15 protein-coding genes are annotated in these 20,751 nt (G+C 46.5%); 2 read left to right on the forward strand and 13 right to left on the reverse strand.

All coding sequences use genetic code 11. From position 1 onward, the window contains the following. Window positions 1-214: 214 nt before the first annotated feature. The 13 genes from AACT52_RS16805 to AACT52_RS16865 form a co-directional block, all read right to left on the reverse strand. The gene (locus tag AACT52_RS16805; protein ID WP_073632458.1) at window positions 215-1,882 is read right to left on the reverse strand and encodes an MFS transporter; all 1,668 of its coding nucleotides are present in this window, start codon (window positions 1,880-1,882) and stop codon (window positions 215-217) included. A gap of 87 nt (window positions 1,883-1,969) precedes the next feature. Beyond that, window positions 1,970-2,368, reverse strand: coding sequence for a RidA family protein (locus AACT52_RS16810; protein ID WP_073632460.1), 399 nt, complete (start codon window positions 2,366-2,368; stop codon window positions 1,970-1,972). Beyond that, entirely contained in the window at window positions 2,369-2,500 is a 132-nt protein-coding gene (locus AACT52_RS16815) for a hypothetical protein (protein WP_272937105.1), read from the reverse strand. It lies immediately after the preceding gene. A gap of 77 nt (window positions 2,501-2,577) precedes the next feature. Continuing rightward, complete coding sequence (locus tag AACT52_RS16820; RefSeq protein WP_073632462.1) at window positions 2,578-2,796, reverse strand: peptidoglycan-binding domain-containing protein; 219 nt, start codon at window positions 2,794-2,796, stop codon at window positions 2,578-2,580. 76 nt (window positions 2,797-2,872) lie between these two features. Continuing rightward, window positions 2,873-3,091 (reverse strand): peptidoglycan-binding domain-containing protein, encoded by a 219-nt coding sequence (locus tag AACT52_RS16825; protein ID WP_073632464.1) that lies wholly within the window; start codon window positions 3,089-3,091, stop codon window positions 2,873-2,875. 70 nt (window positions 3,092-3,161) lie between these two features. After that, window positions 3,162-4,427, reverse strand: a complete 1,266-nt coding sequence (locus tag AACT52_RS16830; RefSeq protein ID WP_073632466.1) for a cytochrome P450 — start codon at window positions 4,425-4,427, stop codon at window positions 3,162-3,164. 142 nt (window positions 4,428-4,569) lie between these two features. Continuing rightward, window positions 4,570-4,941: a VOC family protein gene (locus AACT52_RS16835; protein WP_073632468.1), complete on the reverse strand. Its 372-nt coding sequence runs from the start codon at window positions 4,939-4,941 to the stop codon at window positions 4,570-4,572. Window positions 4,942-5,087: 146 nt separating this feature from the next. Further along, window positions 5,088-6,341, reverse strand: a complete 1,254-nt coding sequence (locus AACT52_RS16840; protein WP_073632470.1) for a cytochrome P450 — start codon at window positions 6,339-6,341, stop codon at window positions 5,088-5,090. A gap of 165 nt (window positions 6,342-6,506) precedes the next feature. Then, the gene (locus tag AACT52_RS16845) at window positions 6,507-7,181 is read right to left on the reverse strand and encodes a glutathione S-transferase family protein (RefSeq protein WP_073632472.1); all 675 of its coding nucleotides are present in this window, start codon (window positions 7,179-7,181) and stop codon (window positions 6,507-6,509) included. Window positions 7,182-7,345: 164 nt separating this feature from the next. Then, window positions 7,346-8,950: an FAD-dependent monooxygenase gene (locus tag AACT52_RS16850; RefSeq protein WP_073632474.1), complete on the reverse strand. Its 1,605-nt coding sequence runs from the start codon at window positions 8,948-8,950 to the stop codon at window positions 7,346-7,348. A gap of 143 nt (window positions 8,951-9,093) precedes the next feature. Beyond that, on the reverse strand, window positions 9,094-12,480 hold the full coding sequence (locus AACT52_RS16855) for a ferritin-like domain-containing protein (RefSeq protein WP_073632476.1): 3,387 nt from the start codon (window positions 12,478-12,480) through the stop codon (window positions 9,094-9,096). A gap of 817 nt (window positions 12,481-13,297) precedes the next feature. Continuing rightward, complete coding sequence (locus AACT52_RS16860; RefSeq protein ID WP_073632478.1) at window positions 13,298-14,854, reverse strand: flavin monoamine oxidase family protein; 1,557 nt, start codon at window positions 14,852-14,854, stop codon at window positions 13,298-13,300. Window positions 14,855-14,909: 55 nt separating this feature from the next. Beyond that, window positions 14,910-15,158, reverse strand: a complete 249-nt coding sequence (locus AACT52_RS16865; protein WP_143172811.1) for a hypothetical protein — start codon at window positions 15,156-15,158, stop codon at window positions 14,910-14,912. Window positions 15,159-15,605: 447 nt separating this feature from the next. Between AACT52_RS16865 and glf the strand changes: the two genes are divergently transcribed. After that, a complete protein-coding gene (gene glf / locus AACT52_RS16870; RefSeq protein ID WP_073632480.1) occupies window positions 15,606-18,053 on the forward strand; it encodes a UDP-galactopyranose mutase in 2,448 nt (815 codons plus the stop codon). 296 nt (window positions 18,054-18,349) lie between these two features. Beyond that, window positions 18,350-20,575 carry a family 1 glycosylhydrolase gene (locus AACT52_RS16875; protein WP_073632481.1) on the forward strand — a complete coding sequence of 742 codons (2,226 nt, stop codon included), beginning with the start codon at window positions 18,350-18,352 and terminating at the stop codon, window positions 20,573-20,575. The last annotated feature ends 176 nt before the right edge of the window (window positions 20,576-20,751 follow it).

Raw genomic sequence — 20,751 nt, forward strand, 5'->3', positions numbered from 1 at the left:
AGAAGGAAGAAGGGAAAACACTGTTCCTACTTGCTTTATAACAGTCGCTATATTACGTTTCATTATATCCACTTACTCAGTTGTGTTAATGAGTTCATGATAGCTGAAATATAAATGATACTGCGTCTCGCTGACTCAAATGAAAGCGAATGAGCAGTTTGAATTTGTATCAAATTTTAGCAGGGTTTCCAACACCCTTTAACGACCAGACGTACTAATCGATCGCAAACATGAATGCGATCGCGTCTCGCCTACCAAAACTAATGTGCAGACCTGGTTTTAATTTGTACCAAACACCTGGTATAAGTGGGTATTTATTAATAAAAGTGCCGTTAGAACTGTTGAGGTCTTGGATATAGTAATTCTCTCCATCGTAACGAATCTGGGCGTGAACTCGTGAGATAACTCCAGAATTGGGAAAATCTGAAAGATCTACTTCGCTTATCAGGCGATCGCTGGACTTGCCGATATTAATAACCTGAAAATGTTCCGGCAATTCAATAGCCCTGTTAGTTCCGACATGGAGGAGCTGTGCAATAGGCTGTTGTAGGATTGTGGGAGACGCAGGGAGTGGAAACGAAGTTGGTGGGAATGGGGAAGTTGGTGGGAATGGGGAAGTTGGTTGTTCGTTGCTAACTGGTGGAACCTGTAGCTGTATGGTTTTGGCTGTGAAATCGAATACTTTAGTCGTTAGGAAATAATTGAACAGAGCAAATGAAATCAGCGAAAAGACGGCGCTGGCAAAAAAGACTGATTGTATTCCCCAAAACCTAACAGCAATGCTTCCTAAAAAAGGACCAAGTGTTTGTCCCCATGACATAATCGAGGTATTTACCGCCATAAATCCCGCCCGAGATTCTTGTGCAGAAAGCCCTGCTAACAGTGCTTGGGAGGATGGAAGGGCGATACCTTGAGCTGCACCTAGTAAAAAAAGCGGGATGAATAGTAACCAAAAGTTAGGAACAATCGGGAGAATTAACAGGGCGGCTGCAAAGAGAATAAAAGAGAGTTTGATGAGTTTGATTTCCGACAAATTCTGAGTTAAACGTCCCAATTGAGCTGCGACAAGCGCCAGCGCAATTGACATACTTGTCAGGAGGATGCCATTTAGCGCTTCTGATGTACGGAACTTGTCTACCGCCAAGAATGGGATAAAGGTTAAACATAAAGTTTGCAGTAAGAACAGAGACATGACCGCAAACAACAGCCCTAGTACGTGACGATTGTTTATGCTGCTCCAGGTACTTTGTACATAAGATTTTAGCTCAAACTTTTCTGCGTTCTGGGGTCGCCTTGGTAATCTTAGTGTCACGAGTACCAAAAACGCCAGTGGAATGGCAAGCAACGCTGGTAAAAACGTATATCGCCAGTCAAACCCGCCTAATATCCCACCAATCAGAGGAAAAATTGCCCCACTCATACCAATCAAACCGGCATTAAGTGCCATCGCAGTGCCTAGCGTTCTCCCGCGATAAAGGTCGCCGATAACGGTAAGTTGTAGCGGTTCTAAGCTAGCAGCACCAACACCTTGTAAAAGTCGCCCTCCCAAATGTGCCGTGAAATTAGATGCCAAGCCGCTAACCGCGCCACCAAGGGCAAACACTAGCAGCGAAGGAATCAGGACTTGTTTTCTGCCTAAAATGTCAGCTAAAATTCCAAATATCGGAGTAATAATGGCACCGGGCACCTGGAAAATTGTCGATGTCCATGAAGCTTCGGCTTCTGTAACTTTAAAAAATTGTTGTATGGTTGGCAGCGCTGGAGCATAAAGGGTTCCCCCTAAAATTCCTATCACCGTCACCAAATTGACAATGTAAAAATTCTTATCTTTGAAGATATTAGTTGTACTTTTTGGTTGAGATTGCATTCTTGCGTTAGTCATAGGTTTTATTTTTTATTAAACTAATACTGACCTTTTTAAGTTTGTATAACATGACAAAGAAGCTGATGATTGTAGACTAATTCTCATTTATTTAACTGTTGCTATGCACTCAATTTCTACCCGTGCATTTAGAGCTAAACCACTTGCTCCTAATGCACTTCTTGCAGGCAATCTGGATGCCGAAAAATAAGTAAGATAAACCTCATTCATCGCGCTCCATTCTTTCATATCTGCAAGCATCACCTTACATTTAACCACCTGACTGAGTGATGACCCATGCCTCTCAAGAATACGTTTGATATTCTCCATAGTTTGCTTTGTCTCAGCTTGAATTCCACCACTTACAAGCTGTTTCTTTCCAGGTATGTTTCCGATAACCCCTGACAGGTAAAGCATATTACCAACACGTACTGCTTCCGAAAAGGGAAGATTCATAGATGTTGTTTCAGGAGAGGTTAGATATTCTAAAGAATCTGGAGATGACATTTATTGCTTTTGGCTAAGTTTTGGTTGCGGCGTCTGCTGCGGTTTTTGTTGTTTAGCTTGAATGCTAGAAGTTAAAGCAGTCCCCAAAAAAATGATAGTGAGTACAGGGAGTACAGGGGGTATGAACTTCATCTTCTTTATTTATGCTTAAAATTTCTCAAACTAACGCAGGTTGAGGTCATCAACCTGCATTATTTATGACATTTAGGTTAAGCCAAAGCAGCGCCTAACTGTCTTCCTGTTTGGGGTCCAACTATTCCATCCACAGTTAAGTTATGGTCTTGTTGGAATTTTTTGACTGCCTTATCGGTAGCTTCACCGAATATGCCGTCAACTGCAACTTGGTATCCCAGTTGGGATAACTCGCCTTGCAAGCGTTCGACATCTGCACCAGTTGAACCGCGTTGTAGAAGAGAGGGTTGACTCATGGAAGTTTGCTCCTTGTGATTAATATGAGTTAATAGTGGTGAACGTTTGGGAGATATGCAAGCGATGAAATTTGGGTTAAGCCAAAGCAGCGCCTAACTGTCTGCCGGTTTGGGGTCCAACTATTCCATCCACAGTTAAGTTATGGTCTTGTTGGAATTTTTTGACGGCGTTTTCGGTAGATTCACCGAATATGCCGTCAACTCCAACTTGGTATCCCAGCTGGGATAACTCGCCTTGCAAGCGTTCGACATCTGCACCAGTTGAACCGCGTTGTAGAAGAGAGGGTTGACTCATGGAAGTTTGCTCCTTGTGATTGATATGAGTTAATAGCGATGAAAGTTTGAGAAATATGCAAGCGAATGGCTTAACCTTTTTGGGGAATATCCCATTCCAGTTCGAGCTGTGTATAACCACGGTTTCCCATTGCGGGGAAATGGATAAATTCTTGGTTGGGGCGAAGTCGTAAATTAGGTAACCGCTGAGACAATATTTCGAGTGCAATACGTCCTTCCCGACGTGCTAGATTTGCACCCGTACAGTAATGCATTCCATGACCAAATGCGAGGTGGTTTGCTGCAGTATGTTTGAAACGCTCAATATTAAAGTTTTCACCATCTGGATACTGAGTTTCATCGCGGTTGGCAGAGCTATATACCAAAAGGATGCGACTATCCTTAGGTAGTGTGACTCCCCCAACAGAAACCTCTTGGGTGGTAGTGCGAACCATTGATGGGGCGGGAGTATCGTACCTGAGTACTTCTTCTATAGTCGCAGGTATCAATGATGGGTCATCACGTAGAGCTTGCCAAAGTTGTGGGCGCTCCAACAGGAGTTTTAAAGCATTTCCGATTAGATTACCACTTGTTTTATGTCCGGCAATAAGCATTTCACATAAAATCAGCGCCAATTCGTTCGTGGTGAGGTCGCTATTCAACATCTTGCTGATAAAGTCATTGCCGGGTGCAATCCGTCGTTCTTCGACAAGACTGGCAGCATAGTGCTGTAAAGCAGGGAAGGTGCGAGCGCATTCGATCTGGCGTTCTGGAGTCAAAGCTGACGAGAATAATGCTGTTGTGTTGTTAGCCCACTGCTTGATTTCTGCCATCCTATCTAGGGGGACATTATACATATTGAGGATGACCTCAAGGGCTAGGTTATGAGCAAATTTTGACATGATTTCAACGTGACCATCATTGACAAAATCGTCTACTAACCTGTTGCCAATAGCGCGAATTGAGTCTTCCATGCGGGTAAGTCGCTCTGGAGCAAACTCTTTGAGTAAAGGATCTCGCAATCGTTTGTGCAGTTCGCCATCGCTACTAATTAAAGAAACAAAGGGTAAACCTTGACGCAGCACTTCAATGACTTCTGGGGTGAAATTTTGAACTGTCTGAAGGCTAGTTGCTGAAGAAAATTTGACTGGGTCTTTCAGTACAGTTAAAACATCATCGTAACGAGTGATCACATAAGCGTTGAACAATGGGCTGTAAAATATAGGCTCCTCACTTCTAGCACGCTGATAAAACGAATAGGGGTCTTCCAATTGTGGGTTGCTAAAAGGTTGGAACTCCTCTGCAAGTTTAAAGGGACAAGTTTTTGTCTCGGGCGTTGTTGAATTTTGCATATTCATTGTTTCTACCTGTGTGGGTTAATCAAATTTTGCAAATTTACCAACTTCTCAGTAGGGGTTGACGGTGGGCAATATCTGACGACAAGGCTTTCCCTTGTCTACGCCACCCTTGTTCATTCCTTGCTTCTTTAGGGAAGGTTATTTATTCCTGGCAATCAATGGTGAACGGATTACCTTCTGGATCAACACCTTCAGCAATTTTTAGACCAGGCGAGGGGGAACGAACAGGGCTGAGTTTGACGCCACGTTCAGTTAGCGTATGGTATGCAGTTTCAAAATCATCAACGTGAAACGCTAGCTTAGGTCTATCCTTACCGTGTTGTGTCTCCAAATTACCGTGCAACACCAAGGTGCATTCGCCAGTTGCAAACTCCACCCATTGTTTGTCGCTACGTCCTTCTATACTTTTGAAGGATTTAACCTCAAGCCCCAACTGGTCGCGGTAAAAGTTTATCTGTTTGTCTATGTCCTTTACATAAACAATAGCTTTTGTCAAACCTTGTATAAGACTCATGTTATTTATGCCTTATTTACAAAAATATTTTGGAGTGGGGAACTAGCATAATTCACATCTTTTGTGAAAAGCCAAGACTAAAAATTCATATTTTTGAATTTTGAATGAGCGAATTTTGAATTTTCAATTGCTCCCCCCTCCTTAAATCAAGCGATCGCAGGTTTTTTAAAAGCAACGTGTAGGTGATTAGGACCATGAAACACGATGTTGTTTGCCCACTCAATGTTTTCTTGTGCCAAACGAAGCTCAGGCAAACGGTTGAGCAAGACATTTATGGCGATCTGACCCTCGGCACGGGCTAGCGACGAACCAAGGCAGTAATGGATACCGCCGCCATAGGCACTGTGTTTGTTTTCTTGCCGCTGTATATCCAGAACATCGGGGTTCTTGAATTGGGCGGGATCTCGGTTGGCTGAGCCAAGCATGACCCCCACGCTATCCCCGCGCCGGATCAACTTGCCGCCAACCTCAACGTCTTCATAAGCCCAGCGTGTCACCATCTGGATTGGGGTGTCGTAGCGGACGAACTCTTCGATTGCCGCAGGGATCAGTTCGGGGTGGGAGCGTAACTTTTTGAGTACTTCTGGATGATACAGTAACGCCAGTGCCCCCTTGGCAATTAGGTTAATTGTGGTCTCGTGTCCTGCGGTCAACAAGTGGGTACAAGTGGCGACGATTTCAAAGTCGCTCAGTTTGTCGCCCTCATCAGCAGCCTTGACGAGAGCCGAGATCAAATCCTCGCGCGGATTGGCACGTCGTTCTGTGATGAGAGGGGTGAAATAATCCACGAATGATTGGGCAGCCTGGTTTGCACGTTCGTAGACTTCTGGTGGTGGTTTCAAACGGGAGGCGCTGGCATGCTGCATGGCGAGTGCCCATTCACGGAACAACGGCAAATCTTCGGGATCAGCACCGAGCATAATCGCAACCACCTTAGTTGGCAGAGGGAAAGCAAACTCCTCAACCAAGTCCAACTCACCACGGTTCTGGACTTTATCCAACAGATTGTCTGCGATTTCATAGATGGCTGGACGGATGTTTTCGACAATTTTTGGGGTGAATGCCTTACTAGCCAGCGATTTTAGCCGTGTGTGATTGGGTGGTTCCCGAAAGACTATCCAGTTGCTGACCAAAGACAGGAACGCGTTATATGCGGTTGGCACTGGTGTGGTTTCAACGTCCTCTCGTTCGTTCAAAGTCTCGCGACCAAATCTCCGGTCTTCCAGAACCTTCATGACATCGTCATAACGAAAGATGTACCAGGCTCCCGGCAACTGGGGATTCGCCGATACTCCCCAATGAACCGGGTCTTCTTCTCTATAGCGACGATAGACTGTGTAGGGATCTTGGATAACTTCACGTATAAATGGGTTTAATCTTTCAATTGTCGAACTAGTCATTTTTTATCTCCAAGAAAAAGTTTTGAATTATAGCGCTTCTCGTTTGGATGAAGTAATTATTTATCTGTGTCCATCTGTGTCCATCTGTGGTTCTCCTAACTTGATGTATTGCACTCAACTCAAAGAACCGCTATACGGGTTAGTAGGGGCAAAGCCTTTGGTTTACTAACTCTCTAAAGGCACTAGTTGCAATGGATTCCGCAGTTCAGACAGCATCTTTGTCATCTGGTCGCGTCCCAAGTTGAAAACTTGCGCAACGGATGGTCTAGACTCCAAACGTTTGACGTAATTTGTCAAGTTGGAAAAGTGGTTGTAGTTGTAGACCATACGCAGGTAGGCGAGGGTGGGAGCTGCGGCACAGTCTGCGATCGTAAACTCTTCTCCTCCCAACCAGGTACGACTTGCCAGTTTTTCATCAAGCAGAGCGAGTGCTGTTTCCAATAACCGCTTTGCTTTGAGAACCTCTTTTTTGCCTCGTTCTTCTACCGGACGCTGGGTATCAGCAAATAGCGCCTCTCGCCCACCGTTGATATACACATCAATCGTCCGTTCCAGCATCCGTACCTCTAGGGCTTGTTCTGGGTCAGCAGGAATCAAGCGGGATGTATTTTGAAATTTTTGGTCAAGGTATTCAATGATTATATTAGCCTCAAATATTACATTTTCTTTCTCAGTCATTAGGGTGGGTATCTTGGCAAAATGGTTAATTTGCATATACTCTTCACGAGCTTGGGGGTCAAAAAGATTTACCTCAATCGGTGTAAAATTTGCTTTCTTTTCGTACAGGGCGATGAGGACTCGTTGGGAATAGGATGACGCTGGGGCATAATAAAGTTTCATAATTCAGTTCTCAGTTATGTAGTTGATAGTTATCACTACCGGCTGAAAAATGAATATATGCATTTCTTTTTATGCTCCATAAGATACTACTTAACCAGTGAACAGTGAACAGTGAACAGGGAACAGTGAAGAACTGGTAACTGATAACTGGTAACTGATAACTGTTAAAAGCTCCCTCGAACTTGGTCAATCAACGCCCCTGAATCTTCAGGCAAGGTGTCACCTCTCCAAGCTACGTGTCCATCAGGTCGCACCAAGACATAGGCACGCTCGTAAAGCTTGGCGATTTCGGGGTTATCGATGTGCTGGCTCATCAGAGGCACTCCTTTTTCCTGACAAACCTTTGTTAATGTTTCGACTCCCTGCGTTGACTGGAAGCACATTAGCACAAAAGAGCGACCGAACAAATCTAAAGTAGATTTACCAGCTTCCAACCAGGCATGGGGTGCCCGACAGCCAGGGTAGCTACTCTGTTTCCACTCAAAGGGGTCGTCAGTTGGGGGTGTACCATCAGGAATGATACCACCGGACTCATAGCGGAACCCGAAGTGAACCCCAGGCGCTTCAAACTCGCGCTTCACGTTACTGCGTTCCATACCAACAGCCATCTCTTTGCGGATTTGTTCCCCTTCTGGGGTGTCAGTCATAATGACTGGAGGGATGGCGCGTTTTTGGGTGCGTTGCAAGTTGGCGTTTGCCTGTTGGAGGTTTCGCACTGCAATGGGACGCCGTTCGATTTCATAGGTGTCGAGCAAGTTGGGACCAGCCCAACCCTTGAGAGTGGCGGCAAGTTTCCAGCCCAAGTCAGCTGCATCACCTATGCCAGTGTTCATCCCAAAACCGCCAGAGGGGGAAAGTGTATGGGCACTGTCGCCGACGAAGAAGATATTTCCCACTCGGAAATTGTCTGCGACTCGGTGGGTGAGACGCCACGGAACGTTGGAAACAATTTCAAACGGAGTATCAATTGATATGGCGGCGCGGATGGCTTCTTCAGCATCACGCACACTTCCGTCTTCTTTTGGCTTCAAAATCAGACGATACAGTGAGTCCCCATCTACTGCGCGCAGTGGTTCCTGAAGAATTGGGTTGACCAAATAATAAACCATTGCATGGTTTTTGCCCATCACAGTCGCCAGTTCAGGTGCCTTGAACACAACACTCTGAAACACCTGCGTGGGGTGGAAGGTAGGAGCATCAACACCACAAGCCTTACGTACCGTACTGCGGGCACCATCGCAAGCTACCATGTATTGGGCGTGGATGATTTCTGTACTTTCTTTTTCCAGGTTTGTTACGTGGGCGATTATACCTTTATCTGTCTGTTCAAAGCTATCCAAGCGAGAGAGAAACCGAATTGCTCCATCTGGATATTCTCCCAAGTCATTTAGGAACACCGGGGCGAACCAGTTTTGTGGGCAGACTTGCTCCGGTTCCGGTGTGTAGTCAGGTAGCGATCGCTCGGCATAAGAGGGAAAGTGAGCTCGGTAAATTTCGTGACCTCCAACAGATGTCACCCAAGCAATATCTAGGGTGTGGTCGGCGGGCCACCCTGCATTGCGTATCTGCTGGGCAATGCCCCAACGGCGGCAAAACTCCATCGAGCGCGGTCCAACTGTACTCACCTTGGGGTCAGTCACCACCCCATCAGTCTGCTCTATGAGGATGCAATCGATACCTTGGTAACGTAGTTCCACTGCCAGTGCTAGACCCACAGGTCCGCCACCGACTATGAGTACATCAGTTTCAATATTATTGTCATTTGTCATTTGTCATTTGTCCTTTGTTGTTTGTTATTTGTTTTTTGTGAGACCAGTCCTGTTGGCGTAGCCTGCCCGCAGGGCGAATGAGGGTTTCCCAACAAGCGGGAACTGGCGAACCCGTGAGGGTCATTTGTTCTTTGACTAATGACTCAATGCAACAACGACTGGGGATGATGAGCCAGGTCTTCAAAGAATCTGGCGTAGAAATCAAACATCTCGTAGACCGTGCTATGGATAACTTGACATTCACGCGCCTTATGTGATAGATGCTCAAATCGTCGGGCGATCGCTTTCATTGCTATTTCTGGCGACGGGATGTAGATCGGGGTTTCAATCTCAAAGGATGGTCCGGCTGTTTTACCGCTTTTGCCTGAAGGCAGACTCATTAGCAACTCACCCAAAGGACGCATCATTCCCGTCATCACGTCAATGCCAGCATTCATCAGCTTTGAGCGTCGCAGGCTAGCAGTGGGCATCAAGCCGAAGTGTTGCACCATCAACTGCATCATCAGAAAATAAGTTTCGTTGAATATCTCCATGACTGCCCTCGTTTGGGGAACAGTGACAACGTTGGTGCTGTAATCTCGGTGCTGTAAGGAAGGATTACGCAAAGCAGGGTAGGAGGGGTTCCACGGCACTTTGCGTCCAGTCTCAGCATCGGTCATGTGTTCTTTAGAAAGTGCATCCGCTAGACGACGAAATTGCTGATAGTGAGAACGCTCAAATTTAGGTGATTCAGCATGACATCCTTCTCCTTGCTCAACAATAAGGTCGATCGCAAAAAGTGCGCTGTTGAGGTCGTCAACCTGAAACTGGTAATCTGGGTGAACTTTATTAAAGTCATCGCGCAGGAACAAACGATGCTCGCCGCCTACTTGACCCTTCTTAACCATGAATAAATCTGGAATATTCTCTAGCCCTTGGCGAATCTGATGGTACAGTTCGCTCAAAGAACCATAACCGTGCAAGTTGTCAATTGAGCGATCGCCACTTCCTGATTCGTTGCTCAAGTTTTCTTCCAAAAAGTCAGGCATCTCCAAACGCATAAAACGCTGTAGAGAAGCGGCGTTCATTGGTTCTAGGGCAAAGTCTACATCAATCGGGAAGCGTGCGTTAAGTTCCTTGAAGTTGGGGACTCCTGGATAAAAAGGTTCCCCAATCGCCATCAATATATTATTAACCATCAAAAAGTGAATCATTTCCTCGCGGGAAATTTCCAGCACCACACCCCGCATACCGTAACTTCGGACTTCTTTGCCGTCGCCACAAGCTAAATGTAACTGTTCGGGAGTCCACAAACCCCGACGCACGTATTCCTCACCAGTGACGTAGTTGGGAATAGAGTATCCTGCATAGATGTATTGCAACATCACAGTCACTTCCAACTCCGCCGCTTGTTTCAGGGCGCTTACCAACTCTTCCCGCGTCTGGATCGTGCGTTGCGGGCGTTTTGGTTCTGCGATCGCCCCTTGGGCGGGCACTTGTGCCATCGCAGGCGGAACATAGCCGACTCGCTGTAGATTTTGCAGAAACTTCAGCAAAAGCATCGACTTGGCTTGGGACATATCCCGCGTTGGCGGCATATAGTAAGTTTTATATTTGTTGCGTGGATCGGACATTTGCCACATCAGACGTGCGTAAGTCTCGACCTTGCATTGGTCGGCGAGACTAAAGACATCGACTTTCATAAACGAGAAACTTAACTCGTAGAAAGCTAGGATCTGTTCGTAGATTAAGTTAAAATCTACCGCTGCATCGGGAATTTCATCCAGGTGCCAATCATCACTCATCACCCGCACTGCAAAAAAGCCCGCACCAGACCAAAAGCCTAGTTTATCATCATTGTCGTAAGCAATTGCCGCTTCCTCTAGGTGAGTAGAGTCACAAGGTAACTCATCAGGGCGAGCAGATAGCAGCACCCGTGTCGTTCCTGCTCTGGCACCGCGCAGAGTCACCCAAGCACGCCCCTTGTCGTCCGTGGAAATTGCACATGTGGGGGCAAACTCTCCCTTGGATTGCCGCAACCCTTGCTTAAAGTGGACAATTTCCATTTCCGAGCTACGTGGGTAATGGAAAGCCTTACCTGCATTGGCGGGATCACTTTCAAACTCGTAGCGTAGTTGAGGAAAGGCTCTCGGGTTATAGAACTGACGCAGGTAAACCGCTTCAACCGCCGCCGGACGCCCGCGCACGAAAGACCGCACTTCTAACTCCACTGCGTGGTCTTCACCGCTATGCCTATTGGGATGTTCGACAAACAAACAACCGTCATCTACCTGAAGATTGATTTCCTCCTCTTGAACGAGAATTCGCTGTTGTCCGTCAGGTGCCGTCCCGATGATGCACAGACCTTGCTGTTCTATTTCCTGAGATAAATTTTCCCACTCTTGGGCTAAAGGAACATCTACAATTCCACTAGTTAATTGATGCGGCTCCTTTTGGTATGCTTCTTTGGGTATCCGCGCTATTAGCTGTTGGCTGTTAACGGTACGCAATTCCAAATCACCCAAGTCGAGCTTAGAACCAATCGCGTGGGTTGGTCCTGGTCCAGCTTTGGGGGCGCGTCCCACACAAGGCACTGCCGTAACCGTATTTAAACTCACGCCTTGGGGGGTGACTTGCAGGGTGAGGTTAGAAAGGGGTTTAGATTCTGTTTGCGAAAGAGCAGCACGTCGGGGAGTCAGCAGCCGACCGTGAGGATAGGTAGAAAGTTCGTCTTGACACCATAAACCGATAGTTCCGTGCAATTCCCAGAAACTAGGTAAATCGGGTTGAACTGGCGCAGACATATTACTAATGCCCAATTGCATCACCAGCCCCAAGACATCCTCACGATTCATTGCTTCCCGCAGTAGAGATACAGTTGGTGACTGGGCGGCTTCTTCAGACCACAGGAAATCTTGGGTATCTTTGGGGATCGTAAACTGATAAACAGCCGCTCGTTTAAACTCATCCTTGAGGCAGTGTTGAGGCAATTCGCGGATGTGGTTAAAGTCTTGCCAGCGAGCTAACTGCATACCTGTAATCGGGGCAGATAGCATATATGGGACTTCGTGGGAAACGCCTTGGCGTCCGAAGGCGAGTTGACCCAACATAATTGTGCTAGTCCAGTTGGAAGCTGGGTCGCATTCAAAGATTCGGGCGCGATTAAAACTTGTTTTAACGTATTCGTTGTAATGACCCCATAAATCAACAGAACGTCCTACCACTGGGTCATTTTGGTCAACTTGTCCAAATTCCCTTTGCGTGCTGACAATTTGTGCCTCGATAGAGAAGTGACCGTTACCGCCAAAGTCCCATCCCATTGCCATACTGAAAGGACCATTTTCATCCAATTCCCCTTGGGCGTTAAACTTTGGTCCCAAATTGTAGAGGTATTCGTGGTACTCGGACGCTCCACGGTGGTGGTCGAAGGGCTTACCGTTCATGTAGACTGTGTTGCTACTGACATCCACTCCTCCATTTTTATGTCCTGTAGGGGCGTGGATGCGGGCGAAGCCGAGTAAGTGTAGGCGGGGAAAATCTAAGATGCTCATCTTAAAAAACCACTTTTATAACTTTGGACAAAAAGGGAACTTAGGAAAGAAAAAAGGGCTTTGCTGAATTCTCGTGTACATCTGACAAGTCGGGAAATTGGGGAAGTCATGGGAGTTGCACGCCTTGAAGGATTTAGTTTTCCCGATCAATGCTGATTTTTATTGCAATTGGACAGGGCATAACATTCTGGTGGAATTCCACCGTATCCGGACAGCTTCTCGTTTTTTATATGTGTTAATTAATACAATTTTTTTCCAGGCAGCTTGTTATCTATTGGTTTTACGTACAATCAATCTGTTTTATTTTTTACTTTTATTTTTCAGTTAACTTGCTGTAATATTTGGTTTTAGGCATTATGGATACATCTTTAGTTTGCTCCCAAATACATTGTGTTTGTCTCAAATGTTATTATGTTGTTTTCTTCGGTTTTTCTTTATAAATACGATTCCTTGAATTAACAAGCGTTGATAGAAGGTCACTAGAAGTATATAGAGTTGAGTGAATCGAACTTATGCAGTCACAAATATATACAGTTGAGTGAATCGAACTTATGCAGCTACACGCTTGAGGGGTGGTGCGTAGGTAATACAGGGGGGCAAAGCAGAGGGCGAAGAGAAGAAGGGGTAAGGATTTTCAGCAATTGATTGTGTGATCAAGTCATGGGGTTGACTCGTTTAGAAGTGAGAATTTGTAAATTCCAGGGCAACTGGTGACATTTCTCAAATTCTTTTCAAAATTCATCATTCTTTGTTTTTGGCAAGAGAGTTGATGTGCCCCCAATCCTCCAAATGTATTGTGGAGGCTTTTTCCAAATGATTAAGCCACTTGATAAGCCTGTTGACGTTGGTTTGTTCGTAGAATCTTGCCATGTGTCTTCCTGGTAACTCTTTTGTTGGTTGTCGCTTTTTTTGTTGGTTGGTGAGAAACAATATCGTACACAGCCTCAAGTGCAGACTCGATAGAACCCTGAAGCCAAGCAGGATATTTAGAACAATGTTCACCAGCAAAGAACAGAGTCTTTTGCGGTCTAGCAGCTTCCAAGTAACTGATAGTATGGTTAGATTCATCAGACATGTCATCGCTCCAATGAACAGTGCATCCACCAGCGCTCCACTCGTAGTTACCCCAGGCAATCGAAGCCACATCTAACACCATACCAGGAGTTTGAATTTCTGGGTGAACTTTGCTGACAACGTTCTTGACGTAACCGTGACGCTGTTGCTCAGACATCATCCCCAAGCGTAGAGCATCGTCACCGATGGTATAACTAGCAAGCATCGTACTCCCAGCTTCGGGGTTGAATTTCACAGAAGGATAGTATGTTTGGCGAACGCCATCACCACTGAAGGATGCACCACCCTTGATACCTTGTTTTTCCCAAAAAGCTTGTTGAGTATGAAATGCAACTTTGGTTGCTGGACAATATATAGTATTGTGGATAGATTCCAGTTTTCTAGAGTCAAATCCGCTCAACTCCATCTTACGCATTACCGAGAAAGGAATAGTGCATAACACATAGTCGCAACGACGCGTATGCAACTGTCCGTTTTCCAAGTAATCCAATTCTACGTGGTCTGGACGCACGCGCATTGCCACTATTTTTTGGTTGCACTGAATCGGAGCTTTGATTGATGCTACCAGGCGCTGGATAAGTTGGTCCATTCCGCCTTTGAGTTGTAATAAATCGTGACTGGTTTCAACTAAGATGTCGCTCAGGAACATATCCAAGGCTTTGCTGCAACGAGCGCGAAAACTTGGGTGATCTTTAATAAATGCCTGTAAGTCGATAGTTTCGCCGTCTTCGCTAAAGTAAGGTTCTAAATCCAGTCTTTCCAATTCATCCATTAAGTGTGATTTTAGGTCAGAATCCAAACTTTCACGCAAATTTCCAGGAGAGATGGTATTGACAATGGTTTTCAGCCATGCTGCAAATAATCGAGTTTTTTCACTGTAACGAGTGTCGGTAAAGATTCCTTGATAACGTTCTTGGAGAAGGCGGGGTGCGTCTTTCATGCGGAAGACATTTCCTTCGATGTTCATGAAAGCGTTTTGTTCTTCAAAGACTGTGACAAATTTGCAAAGTTTGTCAGCTAGTCCCAGTTCGTTTACGTAGTGCAGTGTATGCTGGTGTTCGCTGGGGATACGCATGGCTCCCAGTTCTGCGTACGGTGCGTCAGGCGAGTTACCGAAACGGTGTGTCCAAACTCGACCACCGACGCGCGGGCTACCTTCCATAATATCGACTTCATGACCCAGACGTTCTAACTCGTAAGCTGCAACTAAACCTGCAATTCCTGCACCCAGGATGGTGACGCGCTTACCTTTTTGGATGTTTGCCAGTTTGCACATATCGAGCATTGTTGTGGTATCCATTTTGAAATTCCTCTTGCAAATGAGTTTGTTGTTTGTTTTCGGTGTTTCAACCGCTTCATAAGTTTGATAGCGCTGAGGAATTTTTTTTATGCACTCTGATCTGCACCCATCGCAGACAAGTGACGCGGTGAGAAGCGCGGATAAGCATTGTGCCGAGATGGGCGACGTGAAAATTGACTGACGCGGTGAGAAGCGCTATGAAAATCAGTAATGCCCTTGGAGTAGAGCGTGCTGCGATGGTGCGGAGCACCCGCAGCCATTGCGATCGCTCGAACGGGCGATCGCCTTTGGGATCATGTTGCATTTAGAGTCGATGAAGGGCAAGGATTTGATTGAATTAAGCCTCTAATGATGAAACGCAACATGGCAGTATAAATATAAGTACTGGTTTTAGATAGTTCTATTTATTACCTTAATCTTTAAATAAAGCAGCTTTGTATTCATGATTACAAATAATTTTAATATTATCTAAATTCCTTGGCTAGAAACAAATATGTCGATTGATAGAAGGTTGTATAAACAGTAAATAGTATCTTTAACAGTTAGTGATAGCGATTGTTGTCAAGGTAAACAGCCTTAGTAGTTTTTAGGCAGTCAAGAAAACACCAAACGCTTCTTTACCAGATAATGCTTACTGCCCTTGTACTAAGAAAAAGTAAGCTAAAAGTGGATTTTTTCTAATTCCTCTGCTCTGGTGAAAGAGCATTTGGAAACAATTCTATTTCCTATAAAGATAAAATTGAGATAACCTATGTCAGGCGAAAAAAGTCAAATAAAAAATAACGGGCTCAGTAATGGGAAGTCAGGAAGAATGCTTAAAGCTAAGCTTTCAACACTAACTGAACCGCAATCATCAGGTGTATCATCCCAAAATTTATCCATACCCAACAAAATTTATAAAGAAACCTCTACAGATACGCCTGATATAGTTTGCTTGTCTCATTTGCGTTGGAATTTCGTTTATCAAAGACCGCAACATCTTCTGGTTCGTTGCGCTCAAGGACGGCGGGTTTTCTTCATTGAGGAGCCAATTTTTACGGACGAACCATTGGGGCGGTTGGATGTCAGCCAAGACAACAATGGAGTCGTGGTTGTTGTTCCACACTTACCACAAGGTTTGAGCCAGGAGGCGGTAAACGCAGATCTAAAACTGCTGATTGATGGTTTGTTTGCAGAGCACAACATCCGCAAGTACATCTGTTGGTACTATACGCCGATGGCGATCGCATTTACAAGCCATTTACAACCATTGGCAGTTGTCTACGATTGCATGGATGAATTATCTGCATTCAAGGGAGCATCACCTGCTTTAAAGAACAACGAAGCCGAACTTTTCCGCCGTGCAGATTTGGTGTTTACAGGTGGACAAAGCCTTTACGAAAGCAAGGTGAACCAGCACCCTAACGTCTACGCGTTTCCTAGTAGTGTTGAAGTACCACATTTTGCACAAGCAAGAAATTCCCAAGAGTCAGAACCAGCAGATCAAGCGAATATTCCCCATCCGCGCCTTGGGTTCTTTGGCGTGATTGACGAGCGGATGGATATCGAACTGTTGGCTGGTATTGCCGACACACGCCCTGACTGGCATTTGGTGATCATTGGACCGGTTGTGAAAATCGATCCCGCAACTTTGCCACAGCGAGAGAATATTCATTATCTCGGTGGGAAAGACTATAAAGAACTACCTGCATATTTGGCGGGGTGGGACTTGGCGATGCTGCCGTTTGCGCGCAACGAGTCAACTCGCTTTATTAGCCCCACTAAAACCCCAGAGTATCTTGCCGCAGGTAAGCCTGTGGTGTCTACCTCAATTCGAGATGTCGTGCGTCCCTACGGAGACTTGAAGCTGGTGCGAATTGCAGACACGGTTTCTGAATTCGTCGCTGCCATAGAAAAGGCTATACAAGAGGACACCTCTGCATCGGGATGGTTGAGTCGGGTAGATGCCTTTTTGGAGCAAATTTCTTGGGATCGCACTTGGGGATCAATGATGCAATTGATAGACTCTGCTATTGCTGCACAAAAAGAAGGCAACAAAATGAACTCAAATCTGGCTATTGCTGGTAAACAAGCACCAAGTATCATTAACAGAGACAAAGAGCCTGTATTTGATTACTTGATCGTTGGTGCTGGATTTTCAGGGAGCGTCATTGCAGAACGGTTGGCAACTCAGTCTGGTAAGAAAGTGCTGGTTGTGGACAAGCGATCGCACATCGGCGGCAACGCCTACGATCATTACGACGATCATGGCATCCTCGTACACAAATACGGTCCCCACATCTTTCACACCAACTCTCGCGAAGTCTTTGAATACCTCTCGCAGTTCACTGAATGGCGGGCTTACGAACATCGCGTCCTCGCTAGCGTAGACGGGCAACTTGTCCCCATCCCCATCAACCTCGACACCATCAATAAACTCTATGGAATGAACCTGACTTCATTTCAGGTGGAAGAGTTCTTCAAGTCACTTGCTGAACCGAAAGAATACATCCGCACCTCAGAGGATGTGGTGGTGAGCAAAGTCGGTCGAGAACTGTATGAAAAGTTTTTCCGCAACTACACACGCAAACAATGGGGACTCGACCCATCGGAACTTGACAAATCAGTCATTGCCCGCATCCCCACCCGCACCAACCGCGACGACCGCTATTTCACAGATAGTTACCAGGCAATGCCCCGGTACGGTTTTACCCGGATGTTCGAGACGATGTTGGCACACCCCAACATCAAGGTGATGCTCAACACCGATTACCGTGAAATCCAGAAGGCAATACCTTGCGGTGAGATAGTTTACAGCGGACCTGTTGATGAGTTCTTTGATTATCGCTACGGCAAACTACCGTATCGCTCGCTTGATTTCAAGCACGAGACGCATAACACCTCGGTGTTTCAGCAAGCGCCAGTCATCAACTATCCGAACGACCACCTGTATACCCGCGTCACGGAGTTTAAGTACCTGACGGGACAGGAACACCACAAAACTAGTATTGTTTACGAGTTTCCCAAAGCAGAGGGAGACCCCTATTACCCCGTGCCACGTCCGGAAAATCAGGAAATTTACAAGCAATACAAGGAACTGGCTGATGCAACGCAGGGGGTGTATTTTGTCGGACGCTTAGCAACGTACAAGTATTACAACATGGATCAATGTGTTGCTCAGGCTCTATCTGTTTACAAGCAAATCGCGGTTAAGGCTTGATTTGTAGAGTGGGCATTGCCCACTTTTCTATGTGTCTTGGCGGTTAATATAGGGCTTCTCATTTGAATGAAGTACAGATTTATCTGTGTCCATCTGTGTCCATCTGTGGTTCATTATTTCTTTGGTGTACCTTACTCCGGGTTGCAAACTGCTATAAAACGAACCGCCAAGACGAGCCAGCGCTCTTTGGAGGGCTTCGCCGTGAGCGCTCAGCCGAACGGTTTCCCTCGTGCCGGCTCTGGCGTCGCAAAGAACGCCAAGGAAGAAAAGAGAATATATAAGATTGAGTTTAAAGTATGGTTTCCTTCAACTCAAGACTCAACACTGATAATTCACAACTTCCCTTGGAAGTGTGGGCTGGTGTGGAGTGTACGGTTAATCGTGTGGGTGATGAGTATTTTGACCAGTTGGAACGCAATGGTCATGCAACGCGCTTGGATGACCTAGACTTATTTGCCGAACTAGGGATAAAGGCGATCCGCTACCCGGTGCTGTGGGAGCGAACTGCTCCCGACGGGTTGGAGAATGCTGACTGGTCTTGGGCGGATGAGCGATTAGGGCGGTTGCGCGAACTCGGCATCAATCCGATTGTCGGATTAGTGCATCATGGTAGCGGACCACGTCACACTAGCTTGATAGATCCGGAATTTCCAGAGAAACTAGCTTTGTATGCCCGTGCGGTTGCAGAGCGCTATCCTTGGGTGACGCATTACACACCAGTAAACGAGCCACTGACAACGGCGCGGTTCAGTGGAATGTATGGTCACTGGTATCCTCACGGTGGAGATGAGCTAACTTTTTTACGCGCTTTGTTAGGGGAGTGCCGTGGGGTCGCCCTTTCGATGAAGGCAATCCGGGAAGTTAACCCCAATGCCCAACTAGTGCAAACGGACGATTTGGGTAAGATTTACAGTACACCAAAGCTGGCGTATCAAGCAGAATTTGAGAACGAGCGTCGGTGGTTGAGCTTTGATTTATTGTGCGGTCGAGTCACGCCGACTCATCGGATGGGGGGTCACCTGCGCTACTGTGGCATCAGTGAGGCTGAACTTGAATGGTTTCTGGAAAATCCCTGTCCGCCAGATATCATCGGGATTAACCACTACCTGACGAGCGATCGCTTTTTGGATGAACGCAAAGAACGCTATCCGACTAGCTCGCATGGGGGTAACGGGCGGGACGAGTACGCAGATGTAGAGGCAGTGCGCGTTTGTGCTGAGGGTGCAGCAGGTCCGCGCAACTTGCTATTAGAAGCATGGGAACGCTATAAACTGCCCCTTGCCATTACCGAAGCTCACCTGAGCTGTACCCGCGAGGAGCAGCTGCGCTGGCTTTATGAGGTCTGGAATGCGGCGCTTCAATTACGAGATCAGGGTGTGGATGTCCGTGCTGTCACTGCTTGGGCGCTCCTGGGCAGTTACGATTGGAATAGCTTAGTGACTCGTTCGGTCGGCTACTACGAGTCAGGCGTGTTTGACTTGCGCTCGTCACGTCCCAGACCAACAGCAATTGCCAAGATGATACGCGACTTATCCGCTGGGCGCAAACCAGATCACCCGCTCCTTGATACACCCGGATGGTGGCATCGGCAAGAGCGGTTATTATACCCTGCGGTAAGTTGCGGTGTGGAGGTAGGGGGAGAGAAACGAGATGAGCGAGTAACATCCTCCTCATCTTCCCCATCTCCCCTAGCGATCGTGGGTGCGAGAGGAACCTTGGGAAGGGCTTTTGCGCGGTTGTGTGAACTGCGGGGGATCTCATACCGCTTGCTGACACGCCAAGAAATGGACATTGCTGATCCTGCCTCTGTCGATGCAGTTCTAACGCAGTTGAAGCCGTGGGCGGTTGTGAACGCTGCTGGATACGTGCGGGTGGACGATGCGGAACGCGAACCCCATGTTTGCCTGCGGGTGAACGCTGAGGGACCAGCGATTTTAGCTGCTGCTTGCGCTCAGCATAATGTGGGGCTACTGACTTTCTCGTCAGATCTGGTATTTGACGGTGCTGTGTTCAACCCTTATGTCGAAAGTGATGCCGTTGCTCCCCTAAATGTGTATGGGTGCAGTAAAGCTATGGCAGAAAAGCTGGTATTGAAGGTGAATCCGGCATCGCTAGTGATTCGCACCAGTGCATTTTTCGGTCCTTGGGATGATTACAATTTCGTCACTATTGCCCTGCGTCAGCTCAGTGCTGGGAATACCTTCGTCGCTGCTGAGGATGCAATTGTTTCGCCTACGTACGTGCCGGATCTTGTCCACGCTAGTCTCGATTTGTTAATTGACGGCGAGAGTGGTTTGTGGCATCTGGCTAACAAAGGTGCGATCGCATGGGCTGATTTGGCACGGCTAGCGGCGAAAACGGCAGGCTTTAATCCTAGCAATGTGATTGCCCTGCCAACGCAAGAACTTGGTTTAACTGCTAAGCGCCCGACTTACAGCGTTCTTGGTAGCAATAGGGGTGAGTTAATGTCATCTCTTGACAGTGCGATGTCTCGCTATTTTGACGAGTGTCAACGATTTTAGATTTTTGTCATTTGTCAATGATTTCTAACTCTATACGGGCGTTGCATTCGAGCAGAAATATCTCGAGTTTTCAGAAATATTTTTGCTTGGTAGCTTCGCCCCTACCTCATTGATTGTTTAATCCAAAATCTAAAATAGACTTCTTGGATTTATTCCAAAAAAAAGAATAATTAACC

The organism is Scytonema sp. HK-05 (assembly GCF_963872035.1).
Lineage (GTDB): Bacteria > Cyanobacteriota > Cyanobacteriia > Cyanobacteriales > Nostocaceae > Kalymmatonema.